Annotated in this window: 13 protein-coding genes and 1 pseudogene; 9 read left to right on the plus strand and 5 right to left on the minus strand. The window is 58.4% G+C overall.

The genetic code is table 11. The features are described 5' to 3' along the window. Positions 1-51: 51 nt before the first annotated feature. Complete coding sequence (locus ACQ5BM_RS29450; RefSeq protein WP_429818931.1) at positions 52-2,022, minus strand: sigma-54-dependent Fis family transcriptional regulator; 1,971 nt, start codon at positions 2,020-2,022, stop codon at positions 52-54. A 222-nt stretch (positions 2,023-2,244) separates the two neighbouring features. On the opposite strand from ACQ5BM_RS29450, the gene ACQ5BM_RS29455 reads away from it, so the two are divergent. The 4 genes from ACQ5BM_RS29455 (at position 2,245) to ACQ5BM_RS29470 (ending at position 6,558) form a co-directional block, all read left to right on the plus strand. Next, positions 2,245-3,681, plus strand: coding sequence for an NAD-dependent succinate-semialdehyde dehydrogenase (locus ACQ5BM_RS29455; RefSeq protein WP_429818933.1), 1,437 nt, complete (start codon positions 2,245-2,247; stop codon positions 3,679-3,681). A gap of 113 nt (positions 3,682-3,794) precedes the next feature. Next, complete coding sequence (locus ACQ5BM_RS29460; protein ID WP_429818935.1) at positions 3,795-4,262, plus strand: 6,7-dimethyl-8-ribityllumazine synthase; 468 nt, start codon at positions 3,795-3,797, stop codon at positions 4,260-4,262. A 576-nt stretch (positions 4,263-4,838) separates the two neighbouring features. Then, positions 4,839-5,342, plus strand: coding sequence for a flavin reductase family protein (locus tag ACQ5BM_RS29465; RefSeq protein WP_429818937.1), 504 nt, complete (start codon positions 4,839-4,841; stop codon positions 5,340-5,342). 10 nt (positions 5,343-5,352) lie between these two features. Beyond that, on the plus strand, positions 5,353-6,558 hold the full coding sequence (locus ACQ5BM_RS29470) for a bifunctional 3,4-dihydroxy-2-butanone-4-phosphate synthase/GTP cyclohydrolase II (RefSeq protein WP_429818939.1): 1,206 nt from the start codon (positions 5,353-5,355) through the stop codon (positions 6,556-6,558). A gap of 402 nt (positions 6,559-6,960) precedes the next feature. On the opposite strand, the gene ACQ5BM_RS29475 is transcribed toward ACQ5BM_RS29470, so the two are convergent. The 4 genes and pseudogenes from ACQ5BM_RS29475 to ACQ5BM_RS29490 all read right to left on the minus strand — a co-directional run. Further along, a complete protein-coding gene (locus tag ACQ5BM_RS29475; protein WP_429818941.1) occupies positions 6,961-8,124 on the minus strand; it encodes an MFS transporter in 1,164 nt (387 codons plus the stop codon). Positions 8,125-8,547: 423 nt separating this feature from the next. Beyond that, positions 8,548-8,829 carry a Rieske 2Fe-2S domain-containing protein gene (locus ACQ5BM_RS29480; RefSeq protein WP_429818943.1) on the minus strand — a complete coding sequence of 94 codons (282 nt, stop codon included), beginning with the start codon at positions 8,827-8,829 and terminating at the stop codon, positions 8,548-8,550. Positions 8,830-8,948: 119 nt separating this feature from the next. After that, a complete protein-coding gene (locus tag ACQ5BM_RS29485; RefSeq protein WP_429818945.1) occupies positions 8,949-9,701 on the minus strand; it encodes an SDR family NAD(P)-dependent oxidoreductase in 753 nt (250 codons plus the stop codon). Between the two features lie 222 nt (positions 9,702-9,923). Next, positions 9,924-10,155 (minus strand): annotated as a pseudogene (locus ACQ5BM_RS29490) (transposase); the annotation flags it as partial. Between the two features lie 517 nt (positions 10,156-10,672). Between ACQ5BM_RS29490 and ACQ5BM_RS29495 the strand changes: the two are divergent. The 5 genes from ACQ5BM_RS29495 to ACQ5BM_RS29515 all read left to right on the plus strand — a co-directional run bounded on the left by ACQ5BM_RS29495 (position 10,673) and on the right by ACQ5BM_RS29515 (position 16,552). Then, the gene (locus ACQ5BM_RS29495) at positions 10,673-11,494 is read left to right on the plus strand and encodes a carbohydrate ABC transporter permease (RefSeq protein ID WP_429818948.1); all 822 of its coding nucleotides are present in this window, start codon (positions 10,673-10,675) and stop codon (positions 11,492-11,494) included. Between the two features lie 62 nt (positions 11,495-11,556). Next, positions 11,557-12,858, plus strand: coding sequence for an extracellular solute-binding protein (locus ACQ5BM_RS29500; protein WP_429818950.1), 1,302 nt, complete (start codon positions 11,557-11,559; stop codon positions 12,856-12,858). Between the two features lie 82 nt (positions 12,859-12,940). Continuing rightward, positions 12,941-13,858, plus strand: a complete 918-nt coding sequence (locus tag ACQ5BM_RS29505) for a carbohydrate ABC transporter permease (RefSeq protein ID WP_429818952.1) — start codon at positions 12,941-12,943, stop codon at positions 13,856-13,858. A gap of 1 nt (position 13,859) precedes the next feature. Then, positions 13,860-16,133, plus strand: a complete 2,274-nt coding sequence (locus tag ACQ5BM_RS29510) for a propanediol/glycerol family dehydratase large subunit (RefSeq protein ID WP_429818954.1) — start codon at positions 13,860-13,862, stop codon at positions 16,131-16,133. Next, positions 16,130-16,552, plus strand: coding sequence for a diol dehydratase small subunit (locus ACQ5BM_RS29515; protein WP_429818956.1), 423 nt, complete (start codon positions 16,130-16,132; stop codon positions 16,550-16,552). The genes ACQ5BM_RS29510 and ACQ5BM_RS29515 overlap by 4 nt, the downstream gene beginning before the upstream one ends. Positions 16,553-16,559: the final 7 nt, after the last annotated feature.

Raw genomic sequence — 16,559 nt, forward strand, 5'->3', positions numbered from 1 at the left:
ATAAGCCGGGCAGCTGGCGATCCGCGTCAGCTGCCCCATTTCGTTTCCGGCTCACCTGCCAGAGGGCGTCAGACCAAACTGTTTGAGCTTTCGATAAAAGGTGGCTCTGCTTATTCCAAGCGCTTGCATACATGCTGCGGGATCGCCACCATAGGTTTTCATCGCAGCCGCGAGCGCTTCTTTCTCTGCTTCCGCCGCAGCGATCCTCCTCGGCATTGAAGGCGCTGATCGTTGTGTCGCAGCCGGATCCAATCCGCTCGCTGGGTCGGATTTTACGCCAGTGAAAGCTACTTCGGATCGCGCCGGCATGCTTTGGATCAGCATCAGATCCTCGGGCTGAACTACACCGGAACTCGCCAGCTTCACAGCCCTTGTAAGTACATTACGAAGTTCGCGTATGTTGCCTGGCCAGCTGTGCGCAAGGAGCAACCGCATCGCCTCGTCCGAAATCTTGACCTCGCAATCCTCGGAAACCTGCGACATCAAGTTGGCGATGATCGTTTGCAGGTCCTCCCGGTCGCGAAGCGCCGGCAATGTGACGATCGCGCCCGCAAGTCGGTAGAACAGATCCTGTCGGAAGGCACCTGACGCAACTTTGGAGTTGAGGTCCTGATGGGTCGCTGCCACCACCTGCACGTCGACTGTGCGGACGCGGCCCGATCCCAATGGCATAACTTCCTGCGTCTCCAGAAAGCGCAGGAGTCGCGTCTGCAACTGTATGGGCATGTCCCCAATTTCGTCGAGGAAGAGCGTGCCTTTGTCGGCTTCTACGATCCGTCCGACGTTTCCTTCCTTGCTTGCACCGGTAAATGCGCCAGCGCTGTAGCCGAAAAGCTCACTGTCGATAAGTGTTTCAGGGACGGCGGAGCAGTTAAAGGCCACGAACGGACCTGCCGCGCGCTCGCTCTCGTAGTGGAGCGCGCGAGTAAGCGTGTCTTTGCCCACCCCGGTTTCACCGAGAAGGAGCATATGCAAGCCGCTGCCGAAGACCTTTTTCAACACGTCGATGTTGCGCTTCATGTTCCGGTCATTGCCGGCACACTCCGCGAGGGTCGTGACTTTCTTGCCGAGTTTGGGTTTCGCCACTTTAGACGCTATCGCCGCGCCGACGATGGATGGCGTCGACGCTACGGACAGCGGTCTCCTGAGGGTGACTTCCACGACTTTACCGCTGCCGAGTGGCCGTAATTCGTTCAAGCTATCACAAAGATAGTCGAGAGCCGGATTACCGCGAATCTTTTCGAAGATGGCCCAGAGCGTACGCGAGCCGATTGCGGAGTCGTCGAGTTTGAAGAGGCTACGAGCGTTTCGCGTTGCGCCTACGATCCTAAAGTCGGTGTCTATGGCGAACATGACGGACGAGCGCTGGTCCGCTGCGACTGAGAGGGTATAGAACTTTCTAAAAGCGTTCCGAAAATACGCGGTTTCCAAACGGTCGGCCGTGATCTGAGCCACGCCGAAAACGACCCGGTGGGCCAGTTGCGGGACACCTGGATTGTAGGTCGACAGGTTTACTACGCCCAGAATTTGTCCATCAGGACCGAAAAAAGGAGCTGAAGCGCATGCTTGCCCTGTCAGGTCGGCGTAAAAATGGTCTGAAAGATAGACAGCCGTCGGCGAAAGGTTTTTAAGCGCCGTCCCGATACCGTTTGTCCCTCCGACCTCCTCGGTCCAGACCGCGCCAATCCGATCGGTGCTGCAATAAAAGCCCGCGTCTTTGCTGCGGCGCTCGGATATGATCACCCCGTTACGGTTTGCGATATGGGCGCTGTAGCCGCCACCTTCAATCATCATCAGCGTGGACTCGAGCTCGCGCGTGGCCAAAGCCACGTCGGCATCGAACATATCCAGTTCCTCTCGCAATTCCCGACGGGAAAGATCGACAAGTTGAGCGCGCGAAGGATCGAGCTTGTAGTCCTTCAGGCACCGCTCCCATGAAGCGGTTCTCCATTCCGACGACTTGCCAGAGTTGCTTAGGACCGCTGTTTCAATCAGACGGAAATGGTCGTCTGTTCCGAGCATGTATTTTGTTCCCTTGTTTTCATTGAATAGTCAGCCAAATTTGCGCCAAGTCAAGGACAACCGGAAATCTCACAATGTCTCACTATTGAGACAAAGTTGAGACTCAAGGGGAATCTAGCTCTCGATCTCCGAGACTACCTTTGTGTTTCAGAGCATTATCTTTCTGGCATGGAAGTTGCTCCTTTGCATGCAGCCAATCGGCAGTGCAAAAAGGAGATTTTAATGACTTATCCTAACACCCGGCTCTACATCGGCGGCGAGTGGCGTGATGCGTCCGACGGAAGGACGCTGGACGTAATCAATCCGGTTAGTGGAGAAGTGATTGGGCAGGTCGCCCACGCGTCAAAGATCGATCTGGAGCATGCCGTGGAGGCGGTGGCCGAAGGCTTCCGTAAGTGGAGCGCTATTTCAGCCTTCGAACGATACAAAATTATCCGCAAAGCGGCCTCCTTACTGCGGGACCGGCTCGAGGAAGCTGCGCGTTTGCTCACGACCGACGAAGGCAAACCTCTGGCAGAATCGCGCCTTGAGGTGAATTCATGCGCCGATTTGCTCGACTGGTTCGCAGAGGAAGGCCGCAGGACCTATGGGCGCATCATCCCCGCGAGGAGTTTGAGCGTCCAGCAGTACGCGGTTAAGGAACCGGTTGGCCCTGCGGTCGGCTTTACTCCGTGGAACTTCCCGATGAGCCAGATCGTCAGAAAGCTCGGTCCGGCCATCTCCGCGGGATGCTCCATCATCATCAAGGGTCCCGAAGAGGCTCCTGCGGCTCCCGCGGTGCTCTTTGACTGCCTCCACCAGGCGGGCGTTCCAGCGGGCGTCGTAAATCTCGTGTTCGGCACCCCTTCGCAAATCTCCGAATACCTTGTGCCCCACCCCGCAATCCGGAAGGTGTCATTCACGGGTTCTGTTCAGGTCGGTAAGCACTTGGCGTCCCTGGCAGGCCTTCACATGAAGCGTGTTACCATGGAGCTTGGTGGGCACGCACCCGTCATCGTGGCGGACGACGCAAACATCGACGCGGCGACCACAGCGCTCGTCTCGTCGAAGTTCAGAAATGCCGGACAGGTGTGTATTTCGCCGACTCGCTTCCTGATCCAATCAAAGGTGCACGACGAGTTTCTCGATGTTTTCGTGAAGAAGACCAAGACTCTCAAGGTCGGGGACGGGTTGGCCGAGGGAACGCAAGTCGGTCCGCTGATCAACGAACGTCGCAGGGCCGCTGTCGAATCCCTCATCGAAGACGCTGTCAGCAAAGGCGCAAAGATCGAGACAGGCGGCCACCGTATCGGTAATAGCGGCTACTTCTTCGAGCCGACTATCCTCAGCGGCGTGAACACGGATATGCGGGCGATGAACGAGGAGCCCTTCGGCCCTGTGGCACTCGTGAAATCATTCACCGATCTTGATGAAGCAATCACAGAAGCTGGTCGTCTTCCCTTTGGCCTGGGTTCTTATGCCTGGACGTCCAGCGCTTCCAGCGCGCGCCGCCTCGCACAGGGCGTTCAGGCCGGCATGCTCTCAATCAACCATATCGGCCTTGGTCTTCCGGAAACGCCCTACGGTGGCGTGCGCGACTCTGGATACGGCTACGAAGGCGGTAGCGAGGCACTGGAAGCGTATATGAATACGCGCTTCATCACACACGACGCCGTCTGAGATCTGGATCCACAAACTCCCACGGCGCACGACGTGATCGTGCGCCGTGGCATTCCCGGGGCGTCTCACCAGAAGGTTGGTGGGCAGAAATAGAGACCTTAGGAGATTAAGGCATGACCATTGCTTTTGAGCCCGAGGGCAAGAAAATCGCTGTCATCCGGGCTCGGTGGCATTCGGATATCGTCGATCAGTGTGTTCAGGCGTTCACGAGCGAGTGGGTGAAACTCGGCGGAAAACCCAACGAGATCGACATTTTCGACGTTCCCGGCGCGCTCGAAATACCCTTGCATGCACAAACATTGATCCGCACCAGCCGGTATGCGGCTGTAATCGGCGCAGCGTTCGTCGTTGACGGCGGCATCTATCGACACGAGTTCGTCGCCAACACGGTTCTTGACGCCATGATGCGCGTCAGTCTCGACACCGGGGTTCCTGTCCTCTCCACGGTTCTCACTCCGCATAACTTCCAGGAAACCAGAACTCAAGTTGCCTTCTTCAAGAGGCACTTCCTCAAAAAGGGCCGAGAGGCGGCCAACGCTACGCGACAGCTTTTGGCTGAGCGTGTGAAGGTGGAGCTCTGAGCGCCGGGTATGCACCAGGTCCAATTCATTGAAATTATCTCCCGACGGAACAGCTTCAAGCCATATCGTTGGGGCATCAGTTCGTAAGTGGGTTAGCGCCGACCATCCCTGGTCTTGGAATGCCAATTCCACCGCGAGAGCGCTTATAGATCGGGCAGCCGATCTCAAAATGCGACTTCTTCATCGGATCTTTCAAGAACTAGGCTGCGTCCTGCTCCAGCACTTTCGCACGATGGTCGCTCGATACCATAAACATCTCTCCTTCGTGACTTGAAATGGGCACAGGGGAAAGGCGTCAACTGTACCCCGCACACCGGCAAAACAGGGAATGTGCCAACTTATCTCCAACGCGCGGCTCATGCGACTGGCCGAAGAAATCAGTCGTAGCCGCGCTGAGAGGCTACCCTCGCGAACTACGTCAATCAAAAGGGAGAGCTCGTCTCAACCCGAGACGAGACTGAGATATAAAGAGCCTTCACCATTTCACTTCGTGTTTTCAACAGGTTACGACTTGGCACGCCACTTGCTTCAGTTGAAGTCATCGATCCGGTAACCGGCAAAGAGGCGGCAAAGAGAATGATCAGACCAGAGGACTTCCGTGAGGCCATGCAGCGCTTTGCAGGCCCGGTAACGGCTATAACGACTATCGAGAATGGCGTCCCGTGCGGTCTCATGGCTACCGCAGTATGTAGCCTATCCGCTGACCCGCCTTCTCTCATCGTGTGCATCAACAAGACCGCATCCGCACATGACACCATCATCCGGCAAGGATTCCTCGGCGTCTCTGTATTGCCCGACACGCAGACCGCCTTTGCCAACCACTTCGCCCGAGCAAAGGGAGTCGACCGGTTCGAAGGAGCGCTCTGGAACTTCCAGGAGACGGGCGCACCATTGCTCGCGGGAGCAAGCGTTGCATTCGACTGCCGGATAGCGACCACGCACGACGGTTATAGCCACACAATCCTCGTATGTCACATCTGCGAGATACTGCTTCCCAACGTCGACGCTGATCGTTGCCTTCTCTGGCACCGCCAGGGTTTTGTTAGCCTCGCAGCCAAACAAGCTGCTGAAAAAGCGTAAGGAGGAGACCATGCCTTTTTCTTCAATTGGAGACGCCATCGCGGCTCTCGCGCGCGGCGAAATGATAGTAGTTGTCGATGACGAGAATCGCGAGAACGAGGGCGATATCGTCGTCGCTGGCGATGCCGTCACTCCAGAAACCATTGCGTTCATGATGAGGCATGCCCGAGGTCTGGTGTGCGTTTCTCTCCCCGGCGAGCGTCTCGATGAACTCGACATGCCCCTGATGGTGACCCGGAACTCGGAATCTATGGCGACCGCCTTCACGGTCTCCGTCGATCTTATGCATGGGATCTCCACGGGCATTTCTGCCGAGGATAGGGCAAAGACAATTCGAGCATTGGTCGACCCCTCGTCCAAACCGCATGACTTCGCCCGTCCCGGGCATATCTTTCCGCTTCGCGCCAATCCTTTGGGCGTACTTGGCCGCCCTGGGCACACTGAGGCCGCTGTCGATTTGTCGCGATTGGCAGGACGCACCCCATGTGGCGTGATTTGCGAAATCGCCAACGACGATGGCACGATGGCTCGGCTGCCTCAGCTTGAAGTATTTGCGAAGGCGCATAGCCTTCATCTGATTACCATCGAAGCGTTGATTGCCTATCGGAGGAGGACCCAAAGCTTCGTTCAGGAAACCTCCTCCTCTAATATGCCGACCCGTTTCGGAGACTTCCGGGCTACGACATTTGTCTGCAAGCTTACGGGCGTCGAGCATGTTGCGCTCACGTGTGGTGACCTTTCTGGGCAGACACGAGTTCCGGTTCGCATCCATTCCGAGTGCCTAACCGGCGAAAGCTTCGGGTCGCTGCGGTGCGATTGTGGCGAACAACTCGAGCAAGCGCTTGAGATCTTCGCGAAAACTGGTGTCGGCTGCCTTGTCTACATGCGTGGCCACGAAGGTCGGGGAATTGGCATTGGCAACAAGATCGCAGCATACGGCCTTCAAGATCGAGGTTTTGACACTATGGAGGCGAACGCGGAACTCGGTCTTCCTAACGATGCCAGAGACTACCTCGCAGCGGCGTCAATTCTGAAATCGCTCGGCATCCATGAGGTCTGCCTACTCACCAACAATCCAGGGAAGGTCGAGGCCCTTCGTGCTGGGGGCGTGAACGTTGCCGAACGACGCAGCCTCATAGTAGCCGTTCAGGCTCACAGCGCACCTTACATGCGCACAAAACAAGAGAAGTTCGGACACTATCTGCAGGCAATTTAGCACGACGGGTAGAGTCGCACGATCGTCGTGGCGTTTAGCCACGACGAACTTCTTCGCAGCCATCCGGTAAGTTTGCTTCTCCGGTTCCGACGCCCCCTGGAACGGCACCCCTCAATGCTGCCCGCCATAAGTTTTGCAAGCGCTTAACTACGTTTCCTTACAACGCCTCGTAAACAGCCAGCCTGCCTCAACAGCTGGCATAAACGCAGCGGATGCTCTTCTACAATTTTACACATGGTCGGATCGACCGCCGATGTCATGACGTCATCGACGTCGGCGGATCTGACAAGGGACCTCTATGTCGATTAGCCGATCTTCGTTTTCACGCCTCAAGACACGTGGATCACAAAGTGTCCGAAGCGGCGGTGCCCCGCGTGAAACCCCGCATCCCCGCGGTTGAACTTATTGTCTGGCAAGCGCACGCCAGCCAACGGACGCCGCTGCGAGCAATGCGACCGCTAGCATTAAGAAGGCAACCACGAGGTTGCTGAGATGGGCGACGAAGCCAATCAGCGCAGGTCCCGCGAGTATTCCGCCGTAGCCCGCAGTCAAGACGGCCGCGACAGACGACGATCCTCCCTCCTGAGGACGCTCGCCCACTTCCGCCACAAGCGCGGGGAAAAGGTTCGCCAGACCAATCCCCACTAAGGCGAAACCCGCCACGGTTAGGAATTCCCAAGGACTGGCCATGACGAGGGTGACGCCCACCGCGGAAATCAGACACCCGCCAATAACCACTGTCTGTGTACTGCAACGCGCGCGCACCGCATCACCTGTGAACCGACCCGTTGTCATTGCGAGCGCGAACACCGTGTAGCCGATCGCCGACGCCTCAATTGCGATGTTGTGTCGGAACTGGAGAAATACGGCACTCCAATCAAGCATTGCCCCTTCAAGCAAGGCGGCTACGAACGAAAGGATGGCAAAGGACAGTACAGCGAGCCCAGGAAGAGCGAACTGCATTTGCTCTGTTGCGCCGGCGACCTTGGGAAGCAACCCGGGATATGAGATCGCAAGTAATAGAAGCACGAGCGCGCTGGCGGCTGCCAAGGCGTGAGCGGGGCCGAAGCCGACGCTGAGCAGCAAGGCGACACCGGCCGCCCCAACGAGAGCACCGAGGCTGAACAGCCCGTGAAATCCTGACATCAGCTTGCGTTGGCTGGCCGCCTCGACTTGGATCGCCTGCATGTTGACGACACAGTCGGCCGATCCGACGGCTGCCCCAAACGCTACTAGAACGGGGACAAGCGTAGTGATGTTGGGTGCAAGTGCGAAGCCCGGCAGCGTCACCGCGATCAAAGCCACCGTGAATGGAAGCACGGACCGGCATCCAAGTCTCTGCGCGACTATCGTGGCGATTGGCATTGCGAAGATAGACCCCAATCCCACCGCGAGGAGGAGTGCACCAAGAAGCCCTTCGCCAAGACCGAGGCGCTCCTTGACGATTGGCACTATCGGAGCCCACGTCCCCATGCCAAATCCCGTCGCGAAAAAGACGAGCCTGGTTGCGAGCTTGCTTGCTGGACTGAAAGCGAGCGGCGGGCGCGATGGATGGCTTTTAGACATGAAACGGGCTTTCGAAAGCAGCTTACGGCCGAACGTCGCGCGGCGCGAAATGATCAAAGCAATGGTGAAACGGTAGCTGGATAACAGGCCCGCGCCGATAGAGCCAAAAAGAAACCTTCATACCTTTATAAACAATGCTGATGGTCCCGGCTTGATCCGGCCGGAGCAGCGTCCTCGCATGGGCGGGCGCTAACCGGCCCACGCGAGGAGGTAATCTATCAGGTAACAGCATAGGATGGTTCGCATCAATCGGCTCCCGCACGAACGAAATTCGTGGTTCGGTCAAGGAAGATCGCCTCTTCCGCCGAGGCCTTCCGCGTGAACCGGGGCCATTTGTAGGTCTCGTGTCCCCGCTGCCCAAGAGGTCAGCCGGCGAACTGGGGATCAGATACCAGAGCGCCGAGGCGCGTTTCAACATGCCCGTCACGTATACGTACCTGATAGGTTTGAATGTCTGTCGTTATAGGCTCGCAAAGACCTTTTCCACTGCCCTCCGTGAAGAGGGCAGTCGGTTGTGCAGTCCTCGAAAAACCCCTGACTGAGGTGGGTGTAACCGTGGGAGCAGATATCATCTGTCGAGTAGAAGAGGTCTTCCGACACTCGATAGACGGCCAACGTGCGGCCTTCGCATTCGATCGAGATAACCTCGCCAACGTCAAGGTCCTCGACCCCGCAGCCAACTACCCAATTCTCAGTATCTGTCATGGCTCCTCGCTCAACGTCTACCCAACTGGCCCGGTGGTACGAACGAAGAAGACGCTCGAACAGCGACAGACACTACGAATGACTTGCACGCGCTTCTCCTGCCTTGGCCCCGTTCGAGTTCACCCGGCAGTCGTTCCCCCGTCGATGCTCAGGAGGCTGCCGGTCGCAAAACGCATTTCCGCCGCCACGTAGATAGCGAAGTCGGCGATCTCTTCCGGGCTGGAGAAGCGCTTGAGAGGAACAGCTGCCACCGCCCCCGATCGCACCTCGTCAGATCCGCCAAACCACTGAAGCTCGGACTCCATCATCGGGGTGTCGATCGGACCGGGGCAGACGCAATTCACGCGGATGTTTGGCGCTAGCTCAAGCGCCAGCGCTTTGGAAAGCCCTGCGAGACCCGCCTTTGACGCGCAGTAGTGGGCATAGTTCGCCAGGCCTTTGAAGGAAAGATCCGACGCAATCGATACAATGCTTCCCTCACCGCGCCCCTTCATCCTCAAGGCGACGGCCCTGAGCACGTTGTATGATCCCGTTAAGTTGATATCTATGTGCTGTTTCCAGAGTTCGGGCGTCAGTTCGCCGATTGGAGCAGGAGTGACAATCCCCGCAGCGTGAATAACGTAGTCAACATGACCCATCTGGTCCCAAGCGAGCTGAACAGCCGTGTCAACGCTTGCCCCGTCTGCGACATCGGCCTGCGCGACGACCGCTCCGTTTCCTATTTCGGACGCTAACTTCTCAAGCGGGTCCAGACGGCGCGCGGAAACCGCGACGCGCGCACCGAGTTCAGCCAGGCGCCGCGCGGTAGCCAAACCCACTCCTGAGGACGCACCGGTGACAAACGCAGTCTTGTTTGTAAGACGAGATGACATGGGAATTTCCTCCGAAAATCGCGTTCCGTCCGCGGTGGGAGAGTAATAGTTGGACCGCACTGCAGCAAAAAAGAAAACCTTCTAAAGCCATAAGCTCTCCTGATACCCCCTGTACCTCTCGCGGGATTCTCGCCTTGTGTGGCGACGTGAAGCGTAGCGGAACTTCCCTGCACTATGGTCCCGAATTGGCGTAGCCTTTTCGAACCGAGCCGATTCGATGATTCGCCAACGGACGAAGCTGTTGATGCAGGTGGTCGACGGACCGCAGCGTTCGGGGATCTCTGCCCAGGGCGAGCCCGTCCGGAACCGCCAGAGGATACCATTCAGCACCCGCCGGCCATCGACCCGGGGAAAGCCGCGGGGCTTGTCAGGCAACAGCGCTGGCAGGACTGGGGTGTCCCTACGCCCGTACGAGTGACCCGTGATCGGTGAGTTTAAAGCGGCGACACGTCATAAAGGCTCCTGAGCTATCCCGCGCTGTCATCACTGAGCGGCGACCCACCTTCGATCTTACTACCGTAACGAATGAGCGTGATTCCCTGTCGAACATATTCGACATCTTCGTTTTATGCGGTCATTCTTGAAACTCCCAATGATCACTACCATTGAGAACGGCTTTGCCACCAAAGGCAGGCGCGGTCTTCATCGTCATGCGACGGATTGTGTTGGGCGGTCATGTTCCCATTCGGTCATCGACTTCCGGAAGGGTAGCGCGAACCTCGACGCAACCGTCGTGACCTCATCGTCGGTCAGGTAGGACGGCCTGTTCGCGTCATGATTCCGGACATGACGTTTACCGGGGCGTGTCCGCTTTGGCCGGCGGCAGCTATTTGCGTATGCCATCAGCATGCGCTGCGCGCTTTGCTACCGCGGCCATCATTCTTCTAGTAGCTAAAATGCCGCTTGACATTCATACCGTTTGTAATCTCATATGTGTGATATGGTATTTGTTATAACAGAAGGAAGCGACTATGCCGCCGTCCATCGCCGTCCGCATTATGACGCATCTCATCTTGGGGATCTTCGCACTCTTTGTGGTTCTACCACTCCTGTGGGTGCTGCGGACGTCGTTTGCCGACAAGGTGATCGCCTACCAGTTGCCGCCGGCGCTGTTTTTCACGCCGACCCTCGATAACTACAGGACGATCATCTTCGAGATGAACTTTGGCGCCTTTTTTCTAAACAGCCTGATCATCGCGCTAACGTCCACGTCGCTCGCTGTCGTGATTGGCGCGTTTGCTGCCTACGCGATCGATCGCTACAAGGCTGGCGGGAACGCGATGCCGATCGTCATTCTCGCCACCCAAATGATGCCGCCAATCGTCTTGGTCATCCCGTTCTTCTTGATTTTCAAGGATATCGGACTGACCGACTCACGCACCGGCTTGATCGTCACATACCTCGCCTTCAACCTACCCTATGTCGTCTGGCTTATGATGAGCTTTATGAAGCGCGTCCCGCGCGAGCTGGACGAGGCGGCGCTGATCGATGGCTGCACGCCGATGACCGCCTTCATCCGCATCATCGTTCCGGCACTCCTGCCGGGCATCGGTGCGGCCGCAATTCTCAGCTTCGTGCTGAGCTGGAACGAATTCCTCTTTGCCCTGATGCTGTCGGGCAATGAGTCAAAGACGCTTCCCGTCGCAATATCCAGCCTAGTCACGCAGCAGGGTACGGCGGTTGGAGCGGTTAGCGCGGCGACCATCCTCGCCATGTTACCGATGGCGATCCTGTATTTCGCTATGCGCCGTTTCCTCGTCTCGGGGCTGAACCTCGGAGCGGTCAAAGGCTGACCGATAGACAAAACGGGACGACGGTCCAATCCTGCATTCAACACGCAAAAGGAGATCGAAGCATGCCCCGACTGATCACAACTAGGCTTGGCGTGATGGCCGCCTCGCTGCTTGCCGCCTCGACAGCGCTCGCTGATCCCGCCGCCGTCTGCAAGGGAAAGACACTCAACCTCTTGCTGGAAACCGTCCCCGACACCACCGCGCTGATTGCGGTAGGCCCGGAATTTGAGAAGCTCTCGGGTGCCAAGCTCAACATTGAAGCGGTCAACTACACTCTGATGCACGAGAAGCTCGTGCCGAGCTTGACCGCGTCCTCGGGCTCCTACGATGTGCTTGCGGTGGACAGCTACTGGGCGGGCGAATTCGTTACCGCTAAGTGGATCCAGCCGCTCGACGAGCGCATCGCCGCCGACAAGATCGACACCTCAGTCTATTACCCCGCTTTGATGGAAATCAACGGCAAGGTGAAGGGCACCACCTATATGTTGCCGTTCTGGCAATATGCGATGGGCATGTTCTACCGCAAGGACATTGTCGAGGATACTGCCTTCCAGGCGGCCTACAAGGAGAAGTTCGGCCGCGACTGGCGCATTCCCGAGACGCTTCAGGAATTTGCGGACGTTGCCAAGTGGGCGGGTCAGCAAACCGGCAAGGCGGGCGTCGCCATGGCCGGCCAGCGCGCCGACCCGGTCGTAATGGAAGCAACAAACTACGTCTTCTCGCTTGGCGCAGACTTCTATAACCGCGAGACATGGGAGCCGGCTCTGAACTCCCCGGAAGGCATCGAGGCGGTGAAGGTTTACGCTGATCTGCTCGCCAATGCCGCCCAGCCGGGCGCGCTCGGCGCGAACTTCGATGACGTCGCAAATGCGTTGAAGCAGGACAAGGCAGTCTTCGCAATCTCCTATCTATTCCTGATGCCCACCCTGCAGGACCCGAAGGAATCCAAGGTGGTCGACAAGATGGGTTTCGCGCGCATGCCTGGCCAGGACAGCCTGCTCGGCGCCTGGGGCTGGGCGATCCCGACCAATGCAGCCAATGCGGATTGTTCCTGGGAATTCATCAAGTGGGTAGAATCCAAGGACGTGGCGAAGAAACGCGCTTTGGCCGGCGGTCAGGCGACACAGGCCTGGATCTATGACGACGCCGAATACCTGAAGCGCTGGCCGCAGATGGCGGCGGTGGGCGACGCGCTCGCGCATGCCAAGGGCCTGCCGGTGATGTCCCGTGCGACGCAGCTCGTCGAAGTCTTCGCCGAGGTGATGGGGGAGGTTCTCGCCAATGGAGCGGATCCGGCGGCAGCCATCGCCAATGCTGAGGATAAGTTTGCCCGCCTGACCAAAGGTGATCCGCTGCTGAAGTGATCGTCACCCATACGAAATAGCTGCGGCCGGACATTTCGTCGGCCGCAGTGCCTGATCCTCACATTCCATGGATGCCACAATCATGACAAGCGCCAGCCAGATCGCAGTCCCCCCCTACTCGGCCCCGGCCCGCAAGTCGGACGGGTTCTCGACAGGTTTTTATAAACTGCTGTTCATGACACCAACTATCATTGTGTTGGCTTTAGTGGTTGCGGGGCCGCTCCTCTATTCATTTTGGCTCAGTCTGCACGAGTACATCATTACCTATGGAATGGGCGACCTTGTTTGGTTCGAGAACTATGCGGTCATTATGACCCATGAGTTTGCCGGCGTCTCCTGGGTCACAATGAAGCTGATGGTAATCGTTGTTGTCCTTGAGTTCCTGACTGCCTTTGGCCTTGCCCTTCTCCTGAACCAGTCCTGGCTGAAGTTTCGCGAGTTTTATCTCATGGTGCTGATGCTACCGATCCTCATGACCCCAGTGGCCGTCGCGCTGATGTTCCGCCTTATGTTCAATCCAAACCTCGGAATTATCAATTGGCTCCTGTCACTGGTCGGCATTCCCCAGCAAGGCTGGTTCGGTGATCCAAACCTCGCGCTCGCGACTGTCGTGTTCGTCGATGTCTGGACCGAGACGTCGCTCATGCTGATCATGCTCTACGCCGGGCTGAAATCGCTGCCGCAGGACCCAGTCGAGGCCGCACGCATTGACGGCGCCAATGCCTTCCAGATTCTTCGGCACGTCACCCTACCAATGCTCAAGCCCGTCATCCTCGTGACGCTTCTGATCCGCATGATTACGGCCCTGAAGAGCTACGACCTCATCTACATGCTGACACAGGGTGGCCCAGGCAAGGTTACCGAGACGATCAGCTTCTATGCCTATCGCCTCGGCTTCCGCTTCCTCGATATCGGCCAGGCAGCGGCCGTTTCCTTCATTCTTCTCGCGGCGGTGATTGTCCTGACAGTCATGCTGTTGCGGATCATGCGGGAGAACTGACGTGACGCACGATCATCCACGGCACTGGAAGCGCATCCATGAATGGGACCAGCGCCCCCTGCGGCTCGACAGCTTTTCCGAGGAAAGCCCAGAGAACGGCTTTGCCGTGTTTCATTCGCCTTGGGACCCCAGCCCCGGGTTATTGCTCGGGCCAAATGGCGAGATCCTTGAGATGGACGGCCGCAAAGCCGCCGACTTCGATATTCTCGACGCGTTCATTGCAGCCCATCACATCGACCGAACTGTCGCTGCTGAGGCCATGGCGCTCGACAGCAACGCTGTAGCACGGATGCTTGTCGACGTGAACGTACCCCGCGAGGAGCTGGAGCGGCTTGCGCGCGGTATGACCCCCGCCAAGCTGGCTCAAGTGGTGGGTAGGCTATCCGCGCTGGAGGCTACCTTCGCCTATTCCAAGATGCGTCAGCGGCACAGCCCGGGCAACCAGGCGCACGTCACCAATGCCAAGGATGATCCGCTTCAACTAGCGGCGGACTCGGCCATCGCGGTGGCGCTGGGTTTCGACGAGATTGAAACCACAATGCGCGTGGCGGGCAATGCCTGGGCCAATGCGCTCGCCTGCACGGTGGGCGCCGCCACGGGACGCGGCAGCACGCTGTTCCAGTGCTCGATCGAGGAGGCCGAGGAACTCAAGATCGGCCTCGCTGGCCTTGCCACTTATGCCGAGACCGTATCGGTGTATGGCAGCGAGCGCTCGTTCGTTGACGGCGATGATACGCCTTGGTCAAAAACCTTTCTGACGGCCGCTTACGCCTCACGCGGCATCAAGGCCCGCTGCACCTCGGGTGCTGGGGCCGAACTACTAATGGGCTTTCATGAAAAATGCTCGGTGCTCTATCTCGAAGCACGGTGCCTGTGCCTCCAGCGCGCCATGGGCGTGCAGGGCACGCAGAACGGCGGGGTCGACGGCGCGCCGCTGACGGCTTCGATGCCGGGAGGCGTTCGCGAATTGATGGCAGAGAACCTGCTGGCGGTGTGGTTAGGGCTGGAATGTGCCTCGGGCAATGACACGAAGACGTCGGAATCCGAGATCCGCATAGGGGCGAAGATCACGCCCTACCTGCTCGCCGGATCGGACCTCATCACCTCGGGCTTTGGCTCGATCCACGCCTATGACAATTCTTTCAATCCTTCGCTTTTCAATGCCGAGGAGATGGAAGACTACCTAGTCCTTCAGCGTGATTTCGAGGTGGACGGCGGGCTTGCTCCGCTGGCTGAGGAGGACGCGCTGAATGTGCGGCGTCAGGCGGTTGACGCGCTTGACGATGTGCTGGACGAACTCGGCCTCGCGAGAGCAGAGGCCTCCATGAAGGACAGCGTCATCCACGCCTCCGGCTCCAACGATACGGACACATTTCCCCCTGTCCGCACCTTGGAGATCAGCCGCGACATCGCCACGCGCGGGCTGACCGCGCTCGACGTGGTGCGGGCGCTTGCGCTACGCGGCCATCGTGAAATGGCAGAAAACTTGATGAGCATGCTGCGCCAGCGCATCAGTGGTGATTACCTGCAGACCTCGGCTATTTTGCGCGACGGCAAAGTCGTCAGCGCAGTAAACGATCCGAACCAATATTCTGGACCCGGCACCGGCTACCGTATGGACGAGGCGCGCTGGAATCGCGTGAAGGCGGTTCGGGGGACGATCAATCGCGGCCATGTCATCGACGCCGAGGGCAGCCATGAGCCTCCAACTGGGTCAGCGCAGTTCTATGCGGTCGGCAAGGCGGAGAAGGGCTTAGACCCGCACGAGGTCGTTATCGCGATCTCTCCGGCCTTTGGAGAGCGTCTTCACCGCACAACGGCGGGCCATGCCGTTAGTGATGTGCTGGACGCACTTACGCAGGGCGTTTTGGAGGGTGGCGGTATGCCGCGCGTGGTGCGGATCCGCCATACAGCAGACACTTCATTCCTCGGCCTGAGCGCCGCGCACCTAGCAGGCTCTGGATACGGCATCGGCATACAGGCCAAGGGCACCGCGGTCATCCACCACAGAGACCGATTGCCGCACATGAACCTGGAACTGTTCTCCAACGCACCCCTGGTGTCGCTTGAGCAATATCGCGCCATGGGCCGCAATGCAGGGCGCATGACTTGGGGCGAAACGCCCGAGCCAATCATCGTGACCAATGACGGGCAGGCGCTCGGCGCGCGCTTCCACCCACGCGTCGCGCTGCTTTACGCCATTGAAACGGAAATGACCGAACCCGGCGCCGAGCCGGAAGAGATGTTCTTCGCCAGCGCGGAGCGTAACGCATGAGCACCGATGCCCGCAATCTCTATCCACTCTCCGAGAAGGCGCCGCATCTGGTGCGCAGCAAGACCGGGCTGGGGCTTGAGGATTTCACCGTGGATGCCGTACTGGAAGGCCGGATAAGCGCGCAGGATTTGGCGATCACGCCCGAGGCGCTGCGATTGCAGGCCGATATCGCGCGCGCCACGAACCGCGACCGCCTGGCCGAGAATTTCGAACGCGCCGCCGAACTGGTCGCCGTCCCGCAGGACATGCTGCTCGATACCTATGAACTGCTGCGCCCTGGCCGCGCGAAATCCGCCACGGAGTTGCGCGAGCGCGCCGCGCTGATGCGGCGCGACTATGGCGCAACCCGCATCGCCGCCCTGATCGAGGAGGCCGCCGATGTCTGTGAACGACGCGGCCTCTTCACAAAGAGATTCTAGAAGAGGA

It is taken from the genome of Ensifer sp. B1-9 (genome assembly GCF_050474445.1).
GTDB lineage: Bacteria > Pseudomonadota > Alphaproteobacteria > Rhizobiales > Rhizobiaceae > Ensifer.